Origin of the sequence: Collimonas sp. (genome assembly GCF_039923675.1) — a bacterium.
In the GTDB taxonomy this organism is placed as follows: Bacteria; Pseudomonadota; Gammaproteobacteria; order Burkholderiales; family Burkholderiaceae_D; genus Collimonas.
Genome location: NZ_JBDTCG010000099.1, coordinates 1 through 14,550 on the forward strand (window position 1 = coordinate 1; position 14,550 = coordinate 14,550).

The following is a 14,550-nucleotide window of genomic DNA, read 5'->3' on the forward strand; positions in this document are numbered from 1 at the left end:
TCCGTTGACTCCGGCGCCACCTGGAGCAAGCTGACCGCAATGGCAACGGTAGGTGCGGAATTCACGAATGTGCACGGCGCCATCAAGGTCGCGCTGGGGGTGCCGGCTACGGGTTCCACCTACTCGGTGGCCGTCTACCTTGTCGGAACGATCAATGGAAAGGACGGGGTTTATCGGTCCGACGATAAGGGCATTACCTGGACTCGCATCGACGACGATAACCACCGATACGGCGGTGTTTCCCGGATCGCAGCCGATACCAGCGTCTACGGCCGTGTGTTCCTGGCTGGTCGAGGAATAAACTACAACTACTGAGTTGCCTTTGTTAATCCGGAGTGTCGCTGAACCCATTCGGGACACTCCGGTGTATTTTTTTGAACTTGACATGGATATCGCGCCCGTATAGCCGTCTGAATATGACAGCAAACGAGCCGCGAAACGTCAACGGATCGTATATCGTGGCCAAATAAACATTCAATTTCCAATGCAATTTCCAAATGTATCAAAAGGCCAGATCGTGAATAATCAAGCGAACGATGACAACGAAAAATTTTCGATAACACTTCTTGATACAAGCGACGTCTCCGGCGACGAATGGCATGCCAACGGCATGACGCGTCGCAATTTCATATCCAGTCTTGGCGCTTTGTTCCTGGCCGGCTGCGGAAGCGGGGATAACTTCGATACTACGACAACAAGCACCAGCGTCGGTTCACTTGCCACGGCTATCACTCCGGCGCTGACGCCAACACTTATTCCAACGCCAACGTCAACGCCGATACCCCCTGAAGCCACGCCACCAGAAACGACTCCACCGCCCGCAAGCACCGCATTTGTTCATCCAGGCCTGTTGCATACGCAAGCCGACTTTGACCGCATGAGCCAAAAAGTGAAAGCGAGCGCTGCGCCGTGGATCGATGGGTGGAATATCCTGATTGCTAACAGCCACGCCAGCCTGAACTACAACCCTCGTCCACAAACGGCGATCTATCGCGGCAACGACGGCGTGCATGGCCAGAACTACCCGCTACTGTATCAAGACATTGCCGCCGCCTATGCTTGCGCACTGCGATGGAAAATTTCCGGCGATGAGCTCTATGCAAAAAAGGCGGTGGCTATCCTGAATGACTGGTCGAAGCTGACACTGATAGGTGGCGATACGAATGGTGATCTGGTCGCCGGCCTCCAGGGCTATCAGTTCGCCAATGCGGCCGAAATCATGCGCTCCTACAGCGGCTGGGCCGCTGCCGATCTTGCCGCTTTCCAGGACATGATGCGGACCGTCTTTTATCGCATAAACCATGATTTTCTGATCCGCCACAACGGCACCGAAGTGACCCACTATTGGGCCAACTGGGATTTGTGCAATATGGCTTCGATCATGGCTATCGGCGTGTTATGCGACGACCATTCCATGTTCAACGAAGCAGTCGATTATTTCAAGAACGGCGCGGGCAATGGCGCCGTTTCGCAAGCCGTCTACTACATGCATCCAGGCTATCTGGGGCAGTGGCAGGAAACCGGCCGCGATCAGGGGCATAACACGCTAGGCATCGCATTGATGGGACCGATTTGTGAAATGGCGTGGAACCAGGGCGTCGACCTGTACGGCTACGACAATAATCGCTTTCTTGCCGGCGCGGAATACGTCGCCAAAGCCAATCTGATCGAATCGGGTAGCACGTTTTATACCGTGCCCTATATTCCTTACAACAACATCGACCATGTCAACCAGACTGCCTTCTCGACCAGCGGGCAAGGCATTGGGCGACCTGCATGGGCGTTGGTCTATAACCATTACGTCAACCGCAAAGGATTGGCCGCGCCTTATTCCAGGAAATTCGCAGCCCAGATGCAGCCGGAAGGTGGTGGTGGCAACTACGGGCCCAATAGCGGGGGCTACGATCAGCTAGGTTATGGCACGCTGACCTGCGCGCGCGACGCAATAGCAAGCGGCGCGGCGCCGAGCGGCCTGACCGCGATTGCGAGCCAGGGACAGGTGGAGCTGTCATGGTGGGGCAGCGCGTATGCGAGCAGTTACAGCGTCAAGCGCGGCACTGTTGCAGGCGGACCGTATGCAACCATCGCGACCAGCATCAGCGATTTGCTGACCTATACCGACAGCGGACTCGCCGCAGGCACCTATTATTATGTCGTCACGGCGCAAACGCCGTCCGGTGCCAGCGCAGTCTCGAACGAGACGACCGCGATCACAGCAGTGCAATTGCTAGCCTACCTGGCTTTGGATGACGGCAGCGGCACTACAGCAGCCGACTCCAGCGGCCAGGGACATGCCGCGACGCTGGTCAACGGAGCCATTTGGGCGACAGGTAAGAAAGGCGGAGCAGTATCGCTGAACGGCAGCAACGGCTACCTCAGCCTGCCGGCCGATATTGTGGCCGATGTCGCGGATGTCACGATCGCGACCTGGGTCTATTGGAATGCTTCCAGCAAGTGGGCGCGCGTGTTCGATTTTGGCACGGGTACCGGCCACTACATGATGCTAACGGCGCGCAATAACAATGGATTCCCGCGCTTTGCCATCACGGCCAATGGCACTAGCGGCGAGCAAGGGATCGACAGCAATACGGCATTGCCGATCGGGCAATGGACGCACATTGCGGTCACCCTGTCGGGTAATGTCGGGACCTTGTACGTGAACGGCAACGCAGTCGGCAGCAATAACGCAATGGTGCTTGCGCCGTTCCGCCTGGGTAGCACCAGTCAGAACTGGATCGGAAGGTCACAGTTCGCCAATGATCCTTACTTCAATGGCTTGATAGACGAATTCCGCATTTATCGCGGTGCTTTGAGCGCAACACAGGTTGCTGCGCTGATGTAATATTGTGACTGCCGTCAAACGCCGGTCATGCATCTCGCAAGCACATGCCGGCAGTCAAGCTCCCATCAAAAATTTTCCAGCAGGACGCTGCTGCCGTAAGACCACGATAATTGTCAGGAGTTATGTTTCAGAAATCAATACTTAAAAAGATCGCGACATATTTATTAGCGCTTCCGTTGTTTTTGTATGGCGCCGCAGCTTTTTGTGAGGACCGGTTTTATGTTATTTGGCGAGATATCGGATTGCCGGATGCAACACGTCTAGTTAGTCAATATTCAGGCCGTTCGATTCGTTTATCTCTAGCAGTAGGAGGGACAATCAACCTTGCTTCGAGCGATCCGCTTTCACCGGATGAGATTTTTATCCAGTTCCAAAAGTCACTTCAGGAACGAGGACTGACATTGGTACATGTTGATGGCAATGAATATCAGATAGAGGCGGTAAATTCACATACGGTAAGCGATCAGGTCGTTGCTCCGCTTACCCCGGAAATTGTCACGTCAGAACCCGCGACGATACTACCCCCATCTGCAAAATTCGCCTACAGCCAGCAAGAATCACTCGCCAAGCGTCGATATGTAGGTGCGATATTTGCGTTCGAACACCGGGCGCAGACAATTGCTTCGCAACTCTGTGCGGCTGGCGCCGAGGCTATCGTCCTTGCGTCGAACGATCCAGCGGATAAGTTTTTTTCTGTTGTCTTGCTGTACCGGGATAGTAAAGAAGGCTATCAAGCGATGATTTCTGCGGTAGAAAAGGCAGGATTAAATGATCTCATTTCTACGCCAACGTTACCTCCTGAATTTTCTATGCCGGGAAGATAGCCTTCCCGTAGACACCTTTTGCCTCGGCACAGCATGCTAAGTAGGCATTTTGTATCGGTTATATCCCCATAAATATTGCGTGGGCATACGGCGAATCATCCGCTCCATTTCGCTATTCATTTCCCCTGCCGCGATGACGGGATCGCTATCCCGCTGGCGGGCGATGGGATGAACGTGCAACCTGTAGCCAAGCCCGATACCCAATCTCTCTGCACCCAAAACAAAAATACTGGCGCCGCTGATATTTTGCAATCTTTGTACCAAGGTCATGGTGTACGCCGGGCGGCCGAAAAAAGAGGCCCAGACACCGTCTCCCAACGCTGGCACCTGGTCAGGCAAGATCCCGATGGTTTGTCCTTTCAGCAGGGTTTTTACCAGCATTCGGACGCCCGAGCCATTTGCTGGCGCCATGGTGAGTTGTGGGCGTGACCGCATTTTTATGATCCATGGCTGCAGCCAGTTCTTGCGCGGCAGACGAAACAGAACCGTCGAAGGGTGGTGGCTGCTGTAGATTGGACCGAGCAATTCAAAGCAGCCTGCATGCGGAGACAGAAGTATGACGCCATGTCCATCCACCAATGCTTTGCGAAACAGATGCCAGTCGTCGCACTCGACTTGGCAATTCAGCTGTTTGTCGTTGCGTCGAACCCACCAATAAGGCATTTCAAAAAAATAATTTTCCCACTTCGATCATCGACGAGCGTCGCATCGACAGGTTCAAATCGGGATAAGCCTGAGCAAAATTCTGTTCTGCCCGACGCTTGTAATTGCCCGGTAACTTCCATGCAATCCAGCCGGTGCAATGCCCCAGGATCTGAAGCACAGATAGTGGAAAAAGCGCTAAGCCATGAAAAACAATGGTGGCCAGCTTTGGCCAAGCCCTTTTAAGCATAAATAATCCCTAGGAGACACAACATACGGTAGGGTCCGTGAATCCATCCGATTCGGGGATGGTGTTCGATCACACCATTCACTCAGACATATTCGCCAGTTGGAAAACTTAATCGCAGGCGCATTTCCCGATATGGTGAACAGGCGTTTTGCTTGACTCGTTCAATGAAATGAAAATCGCAATCTGTCTTTGGCGGATTGTGCCGGCATTATAGTTGGTCCGGTCTGCAATGGCTTTATTAATCGCAAGGAACCATTGAATAGCCATCTCCGAAAGAATCGAAATTTTTTTGCCCAGGCAAAACGTCGACTATTGTCGTTTTCTAGCAAAGGGAGTCTATGTTTCGCAGACTACTGTCCTCAATCGCTTTGTCAGTCATGTTGTGCCCATTCGCTAATGCGGATGAGAACGCGCCCCCAAAAGAACGAGATCGAGGTATTGAGACAACAAGGGTATTCGGTCGAAACCGGCCTTGCTTATTCAACAGCCGTCAGTTACGGGCGGATCGATCCTACTCAATCTCTGATGGCAGGAGGAGGTCATTGCTGTTTTTTCGGGGCCGTTATTTGAAAGAAATTGCCTAGGATACCTATATATTTCAGGTGTTGATTTCCCAGATTCGAGTCGTAAGTGCTGAATAGCACATAGTTATTCCGCACCGTGCTGCTAGCGATGAAACTGCTTGCCACCCCTCCAAATAGCGTCCCGATTGTCTGAGTCAAGACATCCCGATTATTGGTTTCCTGATTGATGACTTGATGAATGTATTGCTCATAGTTGTCGAGTTTGGGATTTGTAAACACCAGCACCCCCAGAACTGACGCTATGACGATAGCCGATATCGGTTTCATATTTTGCATTTGGACACTTTTTAAATACGTTGGCTTATCGCTTATCGCTTACGCTCCAGCGATGGCGCGCGATTGCGAGCGCAAATCGCAGCAGGCTTGGGATCGGCTTTTACAATGGCACATGATCCCATATTTCCCTAAATGCTTTGATTAAATTTTTTTCTTGGCGCGATAGCGCGTATGGCTTCTACGCGTCATGCGGGATGGCGAACGCTGAGTTTCGAGAAATGGAGACGGCGACATCGCTTTCCGCAATAATTTCCGAATATGCTTTGTCTAAAAATTTCGGGAAAGGCGTTTTAAGCGATATTTATTGTGTTGATGGCGCTGCTGTATCAAACGCTGAGTCTGCGTCGCTACACAGGAAAAGGAATGTTCTGAAGAGGCGGGTGAAGGCAGAATTGTAGTGCCAAAATACCTGCGCAGAGCTCGCAGGCAAAGCAAGAAGCGCAGCACGAGGATGTACCACCATCCAGGTACCGCTAACCACGAGCAATTAAATCAGGAGCAGTTGAATATGGCTAAGCGCTATCATGCGCGAGACGTCTGCACGCCAACAGGTTTTAATGAACAGGCACAGCGGCTCACCGTCTCTTTTACCGGGAAGACAATCTCGAAGCACTCCGGATTCGCCTGTACGGCGCGGGTCTCAAGCATGCCGGCTTCATGCCGGATTCTCCCGTTCGCGCAAGAATCACGAAGGCTGCCTGATTATTGCCAGCAACTGAAGCAGGCAGAAGCGTGCGCCAGAAGGGCGCACGCAATGAAGGACTATCCCCGTCTCACAGCGCGAATCAGGTATCCGGTTTTTAGCGGAACGCAATGCGCACCAGTTTTTCGCTTACAACATCTCCATTTGAAAGACGCTGCGCCGGAATCACCATATACAGTTCTCCGCTCGCATCGCCATTTTCATGCAGATTGATGGTCATTTTTAATTGCTGGTCCACAGCGACAAACGTGTTCCCCGTGACGGCAACAATTTTATGCCTTGCCTGGCCATCCAGTGCTGCATACATCGTCAAACCTCTGTGGAACACGGACAGCGTCATGCCGTTTGACAGGCTGTAAGCTTGCATATAATTGTAAAATTCCTCGGGCCACATCTTGCGGTGCTGGTCGGGGAGGGCGATGCGCTCTTTGGCGCCGGAAATTGTCATCGGCCAACTATCTTGATCGGCTGGCGGGGCCGCCGACGCCAGGCAGGACATGCTCAGGAGCGATAATAAGAAAAGATTTTTCATGTCATGTTTCCTATCCGAATTATTGGAAATTGCAAGTCACCTGGAAAAAATCAGCGGTGATCGCCATTCATTAAATGAACAATATCGGGCAAGGTCAATGATGCGGGCGCAACGCTGATGAATATATTTTCTTGTCGAGGATTCGCCGGCGCGGGGTCCTGAATGCTCTGTGTCAACACAGGTGATAGATGGAAATTTTATGAGGTGGAATGCGAGAGCCAGCCACGCACAAGTTTGCACTGGTTTCGCGAACCTTGCCAAACCCGGGTATTTTGGTTTTGGAAAGCATACCTGTCCAGCGGCCGTATTGCGTCCCGGACAGATTGAGCGAAACATGCGGCATAATCAATTTTGCATCAGCAAAAAAATATCGGATGGGCATAGTCGCTTTTTAGCAGCCAGCCCTGAAAAAGCATTGAGATTATTTTAATAGCAATAGCTAGACTGTTCAGATCAAGCCGGTGTTCGCGCGATGGCTGGGGTTGGATGTGCCCGCTCGAAAAATTTCGCTGTTTTGAATCCAAAAAGCTATCCATCCTCATCTAAGCAAGATAAGTCTCCCATCAACTCTTTGCAGGAAACACAATGGACACCTTCAATCTGAGCAGCCTCGGACCGCTTCTCATTCCAATCACAGCGCTGTGCATTCCCATCGTGGCCATCATCATGGGAGTTATAGCCAAGATGCGCCGCGCGGAACTGATGCATGAGACCGTGCGCCAGCTGCTAGCCCAGGGCAAGGAAATTCCACCGCAACTGCTGGATGGCAGCCTGCTGTCCGATCGCGTGCTCAACGGCAAAGCCGGCTGGCAGAGCAAGAGCGGGCAGGTGATCTTTGGCGCCGTCAATGTCGGCGCAGGTTTAGGCGTCATGATCATGTTTTACGCGATGCGTCCTGACATGTGGCTTTGGGCGATCGGCTGCATCCCCCTGTTCATCGGCATCGCCTTGCTGGCGGTATGGAAGATAGAATCCAAGCCTGCGCCAAAATAAACTTCGTGAAACCGCACGTCATGCCTCTGCCGGAGGCGCTGCCGCCGGAAGATCCTGACCTGCACCTGTTGCAGCGCGTGCAGCAACACGACGACCGCCGCGCATTCGCCACGCTGGTCACGCGCCATCAGGGCGCAGTGCGGGCGCTATTGCGGCGTCTCACCTGCGGCGATGCCGCTTGGGCGGACGAGCTGGCGCAAGAGGCTTTTTTGCGCGCTTACCAGAACCTGGCAGGGTTTCGCGGCGACGCGCGCTTTCGCACCTGGCTGATTCGTATCGCTACGCATGTGTTTTTGGAACAGCGGCGGCGCGGCGATGCGCAACTGCGGGCGCGCACCCAGGCTTTTGGCGAAGACTCCGGCGAGCAGCAAAGTTCCGCCAATGTCTTGGCGCAAGCTGCTTTACCCTTGAGTCACACGGTGGCGCTGTCGCTCGATGTGCAGCGGGCGCTGGATGGGCTCAGCGAGCCGGAGCGGCAAGCAATCGTGCAATGTTATTGGGGCGACCTGTCGCACGCCGAAGCCGCACTAGCCTTGGGATGTCCGTTAGGCACGCTCAAAACCCATTTATTGCGTGGCCGCGCCAAACTTGAAACAGCGCTCTCGGCCTGGGCTCCACACCAAACCTCGGAGCAGTCCACATGAAGAAAATTCAGCCTTCGCACTCGCCGCAGCCTGTCTCGCAGGATCAGGCGCATGAAGCGCCAGCCAATGACTGGCTTGCCGTCCTGCTGCAAAACCAGGCCCGTCTTGACGAACCTGCGGATGAAGGTTTTTCCGCCGCATTGATGAACGCCTTGCCGCCGGAGGTTGAGCGCTCGCCTGCGCCTGTTCTGATGGCAAAGACGCTGGCGCCAACCACGCGCAGGATTTCAGTGCCGCCAGGCTGGCTGGCGGTGGCGTTGCCCTGGCTGGGCCTGTATGGACTGATCGTCACGGCGGCGACGATGTTGTGGCTGGCATTGTCGCTGGCCGTCATCCCTGGCTTCGGCTTACCTGCGTCGCCGCCATTGCTGGTTCTCGGTACGCTTGACTCTTGGAGCGGGCTGGTCAATTTTCTGGGGGCCGGCCTTGCGCATTGGTTGGCGCCGGCGATGATCCTGGGCTGGCTGGCCTGGTGGTTGCGCGAGCAGGAATGGCTGTGGGAGTAACGAGCCGGGGCAGCACCACTCGTTCAAACTTTATGTTATTGCGAAATTGTTACAAATAATCTGGCCACTACGTGGCCTTTTTTTTTATTTCGATGGGCATCTCTAGTAAGAACACCTGCAACAAGCGGGTAGTTCAACTATCTCTGCGTCATTTTTATATGAAGATATCCAGGAGAAGTTACATGCATGTTGTTCATCAATTTTCCAAGACGGTGGTGCTTGGTCTGAGTATGCTTGGCGTCCTTGCGCTCGCTGGTTGCGGAGGAGGGGACGATTCAAAGCTGAATCTCCCGAACTCGGCCAATTCGGCAGTGACACCGGTAGTCGCCGACCTGCCTTACACCGATCCCGTAACTTACGCGACCGCAGGTAGCGCATCATTGCCGAGCGCAACCGAGAATGCCGCCGTCACCCACCATAGCATGACGCTCAACGGAAAAACCATCAGTTATACGGCTACCGCAGGCCACCTGACCGCCAGCGCGCCTGCCGATCCGGCCAAGCCGGCTGCGCCGCTCGACAAGGAGGTTTCCTTTTTTTACGTAGCCTATACGCGCGACGGTCAGCCGCTTGGCACGCGTCCGGTGACTTTCTTCTACAACGGCGGTCCGGGATCATCCACGATCTGGCTGCACCTTGGCTCCTGGGGCCCCAAAACCCTGCAGATGGACGAAGGTAATCTGCCTCCTGCATCGTTGGCCACCCAGCCCACCAGCTTCCCGTTGATCGACAACGATGTGACGATGCTGGACGACTCCGACCTGGTCTTTGTGGATGCGACAGGAACCGGCTATTCGGAAGCGATCGCGCCGCACAAGAATTCGGATTTCTGGGGAGTCGATGCCGATGCTGCGGTGTTCCGGGATTTCATTGCCGAGTACGTCAAGGTGAACAATCGCCAGACCTCGCCCAAATATCTGTACGGCGAATCGTATGGCGGCATCCGGACTCCTGTGCTGGCAAAACTGATCGAGGAAGCCGGAAGCCCGGGGCAGGGAGGGCCGGCGCTGACCGGTATCATCATGAATTCGCCGATTCTCAGCTACAAGACAAACTGCGAATACCCTGGTGGCTTCCTGTATGGCGGCAGCGCCAATTGTGTCGGCTTTTTCCCTAGTTATACCGCAGTGGCTCATTCACGCAACAAGGCGAATAATCCGAATCAGCTGACGCTTTCCGATTACGTCAACGGTGGCCGCTCGTTCGCAACGCAAAAATTTGCGCCGGAAGATTCTTTGTATCAGACATGGGTGAGCGCAAATAATTTTGCCAACTACGGCTTGCCTTATACACCGGCGGATCCGACATTGTTGCCGGCGCTGGCGGGCTGGACCGGAACGGCGGCGACGGACTGGGCGAATGCGTTCGACATGGATCCCGATACTTTTTCAGCAGCGATCCTTGGTATGGATGCCAGCCATATGGATGCGTATAACGGCTTGGTCAATACGCCGAGCAACGCGACGTATGGCGGTAGCAATTACAACAATTTGGCGTTTACCAACCAGATCAAGACCTTCCTGCCGCAGTTTCTTGGCTATACCAGCCAATCTACGTATGCGGTCGAGCCCAACGATCCGATCGATAATTGGAACTGGAATCACGGCGACGACAAATCGAACAGCCCGAGCTCCATCCCTGACCTGGTGGAAGTGCTGACGCTGCACCCTGAGTTGAAAACGATCGTCTTTGGCGGCTATCATGATCTGCGAACCCCGTTTCACCAGACCGAGCTGGATCTGGCGGGCGCCGGATTGACAGCGACGGTCCCCGTAAAAATTTTTGCAGGAGGACATATGATCTACCTGACCAAGGCGTCCCGTGCCCCAATGAAGCTGGCGATCGACGGGCTCTATAACCCGTCCTCGGCAGCGCGCTGACCCTTCATCGGCTTGCGTCAAATCTCTTACAGGAAATCTATGAAATCTCTTTACATAGCGGCCGCCACGGCGGTCATTGCTGCAGCGATGTTTGTGCCGTCCACCGACGCCGCCGAAGCTGCGATGTCGATCCCCTTGGCCGGCGAAGCACGACTGATCAAGGTTGGCGATATGCTGCCGAAACCACCGCCGGATGAGCCGGGGACGACGCGCCCGGAGTTGCGCGGCCAGGCGTTGCGGAATCAGGCGGTGGCGAACCTGAAAAAGCGTTTCGATGCCGCTGCCGATCCATCGACGCACCTGCTCACCCAGGCCCAGGCGAAAAGCGCAGGTTTCGGCTACGTCGCCGATCACTTCCAGGCAATCGACCGTAATGGCTCAGGCTATGTCAGTTTTGAAGATCTGTTGCAGTATCTGAAATCGCGTAAAGGCGCTGCTTTCAATAAAGACAGTTAGATCACGAAAGGAAGGTGAGGCCGGTGTGTTTCGAAAACCGGCCTCAGCATGGCTCTGGCTCTGGTGCGTGGTCTTGCTTGGGATTACTTTAATACTCTTTTCCAAAAGGCCAGTTCAAACACGATGCTTGCAGCGAAAAGAACTGCCGCGCCGGTTTCCAGGCCTGCGAAGTACAAAACAACGGCGCTTGCTAAACAACCTATGGTAATCACGTGTTTCATGGTTAGCTCCTTGTCGCTGGATAGTGACATTGTTTGCAAGAACATATCATATCCAGTGTGAGGCGGTGCAACTTGAATTTCTGAACAGTGGCTTAATGCTGCTTTGTATAATGGAAGTCATCGCGGATTGTTTTTTCGCATCCCGTAAATATCAACGACGCCCTAATTGTGGGCTAATTGTTGTTCCTTAGTCTGTGGCGGGTATAAGCGTTTCCCTGCCGCCGGCGTTGGTGTTTCTGCATCGCCTTAGATGTAAACGAACCGGCTGCCAGTCTATTGATTCATCGATCACCTATCAAATACATGAAAAATTTCATCGGCAGGAAATCCAATCCAGGCGCGGCCTGCGCGCTCCTCGTGTTGCAGGCGGCACTGGTCTCGCCGGTTCAGGCGGCCACAGCGGATAACTACAAGATCGTGTCGCGGTTTTCCCTGGCGGGAGCGGAAGGCTGGGATTATCTCAGTGTCGACAGCAAGCGCGATCACCTGTTTGTCAGCCGTTCCGATCATGTGCAGGTGGTCGATACCAAATCCGGCAAGCTGCTTGCCAGCATTGCCGATACCGCCGGCGTTCACGGGGTGGCGGTCGCGCAGGATCTGAATCTCGGATTTACCAGCAATGGCCGGGCAGATGCCTTGACCGTGTTCGAACTCGACAGCCTGCGCACGGTGGAAGTCATCAAGACGACCGGCGCCGGTCCGGATTCCATCCTTTACTATCCGCCCCTGCAGCGCATATACAGTTTCAACAACCGCGGCCAAAGCGTCACGGTGGTGGATGCCGTGAAGCGCAAGATCATTGGTACGATAGCAGCCGGAGGCCATCCTGAATTCGCGGTCAGCGACAGCCAGGGCAACGTGTTTTTCAATGTGGAAGATAAAAACGAGATCGCCGTCATTGATGCGCAATCTTCAAAGATTGTCAAACGCTGGTCCATCGCACCTTGCGACGGACCTAGCGGCCTGGCGATCGACGACCGGCATCACCGTTTGTTTTCGGTATGCGGCAACCAGAAAATGGTGGTGCTCGATTCCATGACGGGAAACATCGTCGCCACCGTGGCGATCGGTGACAGGCCTGATGCGGCGGCATTTGATCCGGTTAGCGGACTGGTTTTTGTTTCCAATGGCGGCGGCACCTTGACCGTCGTGCATGAAGACAGCGCCGACAAATATACAGTCAAAGACAACCTTGTTACGCAAAAAGGAGCCAGGACCATGGCGCTCGATCCTGACAGCCACATGGTCTATCTGGTGAGCGGACAATTTGGCGTGCCGCCGCCGGCCACGGCAGCACTGCCTCATCCGCGTGCGCCGTTGTTGCCGGATAGCGTCAACGTATTGGTTGCGGCGCCAAACTGAGGACGCTTCCGGCGCCACTCAAGGTCAAGGTCTGGCGGCCGGAAAACAAAAAGGCAGCGCCCGGGGAAGGGCGCTGCCATAAATCGACCATTCTAGGAGACCCAAAGAGCCGAAGTTACCTGCGAAGTTACCTAGTTAATGGCAGGTCTTAAATCGCCCAGCCGCCGCCATAGAAGACCGCCAGGGCAATCGCAATCGCGACTGTGCCTACATTCAGTTTGCGGAATTCGCCCGACACGATACGGCCGATCACCAGAGTGCAGAAGCCCAGCATGATGCCGGTGACGATGTTGCAGGTCAGGACGATGAACACTGCGCACAACAGGCCGGACATGGCGTCGACCATGTCATCCATGTGCATGCGGCTGACGCTGCCCAGCATCAGCAAGCCGACATACATCAGCGCCGGCGCTGTCGCATAGGAAGGCACCAGGCCTGCCAGCGGCGAGAAGAAAATCACGGCCAGGAACAGCACGCCGACCACGACTGCGGTGAGGCCGGTGCGGGCGCCGGCAGCGGTACCAACCGTCGATTCAATGTAAGCAGCGGCAGGAGCGCCGCCCACCAGGCCGGCGAAAATCGAGCTGAGCGAATCGGCTGTCAGCGCCTTGCCGCCGTTGTGGATATAGCCTTTTTCATTGACCTGTCCGGCTTGGCCGGCGACGGCGCGGATCGTGCCGGTGGCGTCGAATACCGCAGTCATCACCAGCGCCAGCACGCTTGGCAGCACGGTCATGCTGAGCGCGCCCTTGATATCCATCGAACCGATCAGCGATGCATGGCCAGGCGAGCTCAGCGCCGGCATGGCGAATACACCGGTAAATTTGACCGCCGGATCGAAGATCAAACCGATCAGCGACAATGTCACCACCACCAGCAAAATGCCGCCCGGTACACGGCGACGTTCAAGTCCGAAAATGGCAGCCAGGCCGACGATGCTCATCACGACTGGAAAGGCGGTGATGTGACCAAGCGCTACCGGCAAGCCAGGGCCGGCATTTTTCACCACCAGGCCGACGTCGCTCGATGCAATCAGTAACAAGAACAGGCCGATGCCGACGCCGGTGCCGTGGGCGACCCCGGACGGCAGGTTTTGCAGGATCCATGAACGGATGCCGGTGACGGAAATGGCGGTGAACACCAGGCCCATCAGGAACACGGCGCCCAACGCAACAGACGGCGACAGGCCTTTGCCGAGCACCAGACCGAAGGCGGTGAATGCAGTCAGTGAAATGGCGCAGCCGACGGCGATCGGCAAGCGGGCCCACAGGCCCATCAGCAGCGAGCCGAAAGCGGTCGTCAGGCAGACTGCAACGAATACGGCGCTGACGTCGAAACCGGCCTTGCCCAGCATGCCGGGTACGACAAATACCGAATACACCATGGCGAGGAAAGTGGTGATGCCGGCGACAACTTCGCGGCGCTGGGTGCTGCCGCGTGCCGTAATCTGGAAGTACTGGTCGATTTTACCTTCGGCCACGGCGATAGGTTCTGCCAGGCCCACGACAGGCTGGGGCTGGAGTTGTTGTTCCATCATGATCGAGCTGCTCCTTTGTATGTCCACTGAAGCGGCCGTTAGTCAGCTATGCGCCGACCGGTCGTCAACAGGGTGTCTCGTGTTATGTTTTTGAATTGCCAGCAAGCGCGCACCGAACCTCGATTACTGGACTGCTCGTTGTATGCAAAGAAGATCAGTTCGGCGAAGACAGCTTAGGGTATGGACAGGCGCGAATCCATCATGAGGGCTTAATAGCCGCCATTCGCATTTCGATATGCAGGAAAAGGCGGCACAGGCAAAAAACTGGTCGCATAGAGTGAAACGGCGGCGGGAGAGC

At 54.9% G+C, this 14,550-nt stretch carries 13 protein-coding genes and 1 pseudogene; 9 read left to right on the forward strand and 5 right to left on the reverse strand.

Annotated features, from left to right (window positions below):
• From ABI171_RS22415 to ABI171_RS22425, 3 genes and pseudogenes are all read left to right on the forward strand, one after another.
• Positions 1 to 315 (forward strand): annotated as a pseudogene (locus ABI171_RS22415) (dockerin); the annotation flags it as partial.
• 295 nt (positions 316 to 610) lie between these two features.
• Positions 611 to 2,842: a LamG-like jellyroll fold domain-containing protein gene (locus ABI171_RS22420; protein WP_348094859.1), complete on the forward strand. Its 2,232-nt coding sequence runs from the start codon at positions 611 to 613 to the stop codon at positions 2,840 to 2,842.
• Positions 2,843 to 2,964: 122 nt separating this feature from the next.
• Positions 2,965 to 3,666 carry a hypothetical protein gene (locus ABI171_RS22425; protein WP_348094785.1) on the forward strand — a complete coding sequence of 234 codons (702 nt, stop codon included), beginning with the start codon at positions 2,965 to 2,967 and terminating at the stop codon, positions 3,664 to 3,666.
• 36 nt (positions 3,667 to 3,702) lie between these two features.
• Here ABI171_RS22425 and ABI171_RS22430 read toward each other — a convergent pair whose 3' ends face one another.
• From ABI171_RS22430 to ABI171_RS22440, 3 genes are all read right to left on the reverse strand, one after another.
• A complete protein-coding gene (locus ABI171_RS22430; protein ID WP_348094786.1) occupies positions 3,703 to 4,329 on the reverse strand; it encodes a lysophospholipid acyltransferase family protein in 627 nt (208 codons plus the stop codon).
• Position 4,330: 1 nt separating this feature from the next.
• Positions 4,331 to 4,558, reverse strand: a complete 228-nt coding sequence (locus ABI171_RS22435) for a hypothetical protein (RefSeq protein ID WP_348094787.1) — start codon at positions 4,556 to 4,558, stop codon at positions 4,331 to 4,333.
• A 1,660-nt stretch (positions 4,559 to 6,218) separates the two neighbouring features.
• Positions 6,219 to 6,653 carry a hypothetical protein gene (locus tag ABI171_RS22440; protein ID WP_348094788.1) on the reverse strand — a complete coding sequence of 145 codons (435 nt, stop codon included), beginning with the start codon at positions 6,651 to 6,653 and terminating at the stop codon, positions 6,219 to 6,221.
• Positions 6,654 to 7,238: 585 nt separating this feature from the next.
• Here ABI171_RS22440 and ABI171_RS22445 point away from each other — a divergent pair.
• The 5 genes from ABI171_RS22445 to ABI171_RS22465 all read left to right on the forward strand — a co-directional run bounded on the left by ABI171_RS22445 (position 7,239) and on the right by ABI171_RS22465 (position 11,132).
• Positions 7,239 to 7,646, forward strand: a complete 408-nt coding sequence (locus ABI171_RS22445; protein WP_348094789.1) for a DUF6249 domain-containing protein — start codon at positions 7,239 to 7,241, stop codon at positions 7,644 to 7,646.
• A 5-nt stretch (positions 7,647 to 7,651) separates the two neighbouring features.
• A complete protein-coding gene (locus tag ABI171_RS22450; RefSeq protein ID WP_348094790.1) occupies positions 7,652 to 8,290 on the forward strand; it encodes a sigma-70 family RNA polymerase sigma factor in 639 nt (212 codons plus the stop codon).
• The gene (locus ABI171_RS22455) at positions 8,287 to 8,796 is read left to right on the forward strand and encodes a hypothetical protein (protein ID WP_348094791.1); all 510 of its coding nucleotides are present in this window, start codon (positions 8,287 to 8,289) and stop codon (positions 8,794 to 8,796) included. The genes ABI171_RS22450 and ABI171_RS22455 overlap by 4 nt, the downstream gene beginning before the upstream one ends.
• 182 nt (positions 8,797 to 8,978) lie before the next feature.
• Positions 8,979 to 10,676 (forward strand): peptidase S10, encoded by a 1,698-nt coding sequence (locus ABI171_RS22460; protein WP_348094792.1) that lies wholly within the window; start codon positions 8,979 to 8,981, stop codon positions 10,674 to 10,676.
• Between the two features lie 39 nt (positions 10,677 to 10,715).
• On the forward strand, positions 10,716 to 11,132 hold the full coding sequence (locus ABI171_RS22465) for an EF-hand domain-containing protein (RefSeq protein WP_348094793.1): 417 nt from the start codon (positions 10,716 to 10,718) through the stop codon (positions 11,130 to 11,132).
• An 83-nt stretch (positions 11,133 to 11,215) separates the two neighbouring features.
• Here the strand turns inward: ABI171_RS22465 and ABI171_RS22470 are convergent, their stop codons facing one another.
• Entirely contained in the window at positions 11,216 to 11,353 is a 138-nt protein-coding gene (locus ABI171_RS22470; protein ID WP_348094794.1) for a hypothetical protein, read from the reverse strand.
• A 303-nt stretch (positions 11,354 to 11,656) separates the two neighbouring features.
• On the opposite strand from ABI171_RS22470, the gene ABI171_RS22475 reads away from it, so the two are divergent.
• Positions 11,657 to 12,715: a hypothetical protein gene (locus ABI171_RS22475; RefSeq protein ID WP_348094795.1), complete on the forward strand. Its 1,059-nt coding sequence runs from the start codon at positions 11,657 to 11,659 to the stop codon at positions 12,713 to 12,715.
• Positions 12,716 to 12,863: 148 nt separating this feature from the next.
• Here ABI171_RS22475 and ABI171_RS22480 read toward each other — a convergent pair whose 3' ends face one another.
• Positions 12,864 to 14,252 carry an NCS2 family permease gene (locus ABI171_RS22480; protein ID WP_348094796.1) on the reverse strand — a complete coding sequence of 463 codons (1,389 nt, stop codon included), beginning with the start codon at positions 14,250 to 14,252 and terminating at the stop codon, positions 12,864 to 12,866.
• Between the last annotated feature and the right edge of the window lie 298 nt (positions 14,253 to 14,550).

Excerpts from the sequence above, each read along its gene's own strand:
- ABI171_RS22420 (WP_348094859.1), top strand. The coding sequence starts at position 611 with ATGACGCGTCGCAATTTCATATCCAGTCTTGGCGCTTTGTTCCTGGCC.
- ABI171_RS22425 (WP_348094785.1), top strand. The coding sequence starts at position 2,965 with ATGTTTCAGAAATCAATACTTAAAAAGATCGCGACATATTTATTAGCG.
- ABI171_RS22430 (WP_348094786.1), bottom strand. The coding sequence starts at position 4,329 with ATGCCTTATTGGTGGGTTCGACGCAACGACAAACAGCTGAATTGCCAA.
- ABI171_RS22435 (WP_348094787.1), bottom strand. The coding sequence starts at position 4,558 with ATGCTTAAAAGGGCTTGGCCAAAGCTGGCCACCATTGTTTTTCATGGC.
- ABI171_RS22440 (WP_348094788.1), bottom strand. The coding sequence starts at position 6,653 with ATGAAAAATCTTTTCTTATTATCGCTCCTGAGCATGTCCTGCCTGGCG.
- ABI171_RS22445 (WP_348094789.1), top strand. The coding sequence starts at position 7,239 with ATGGACACCTTCAATCTGAGCAGCCTCGGACCGCTTCTCATTCCAATC.
- ABI171_RS22455 (WP_348094791.1), top strand. The coding sequence starts at position 8,287 with ATGAAGAAAATTCAGCCTTCGCACTCGCCGCAGCCTGTCTCGCAGGAT.
- ABI171_RS22460 (WP_348094792.1), top strand. The coding sequence starts at position 8,979 with ATGCATGTTGTTCATCAATTTTCCAAGACGGTGGTGCTTGGTCTGAGT.
- ABI171_RS22465 (WP_348094793.1), top strand. The coding sequence starts at position 10,716 with ATGAAATCTCTTTACATAGCGGCCGCCACGGCGGTCATTGCTGCAGCG.
- ABI171_RS22470 (WP_348094794.1), bottom strand. The coding sequence starts at position 11,353 with ATGAAACACGTGATTACCATAGGTTGTTTAGCAAGCGCCGTTGTTTTG.
- ABI171_RS22475 (WP_348094795.1), top strand. The coding sequence starts at position 11,657 with ATGAAAAATTTCATCGGCAGGAAATCCAATCCAGGCGCGGCCTGCGCG.
- ABI171_RS22480 (WP_348094796.1), bottom strand. The coding sequence starts at position 14,252 with ATGATGGAACAACAACTCCAGCCCCAGCCTGTCGTGGGCCTGGCAGAA.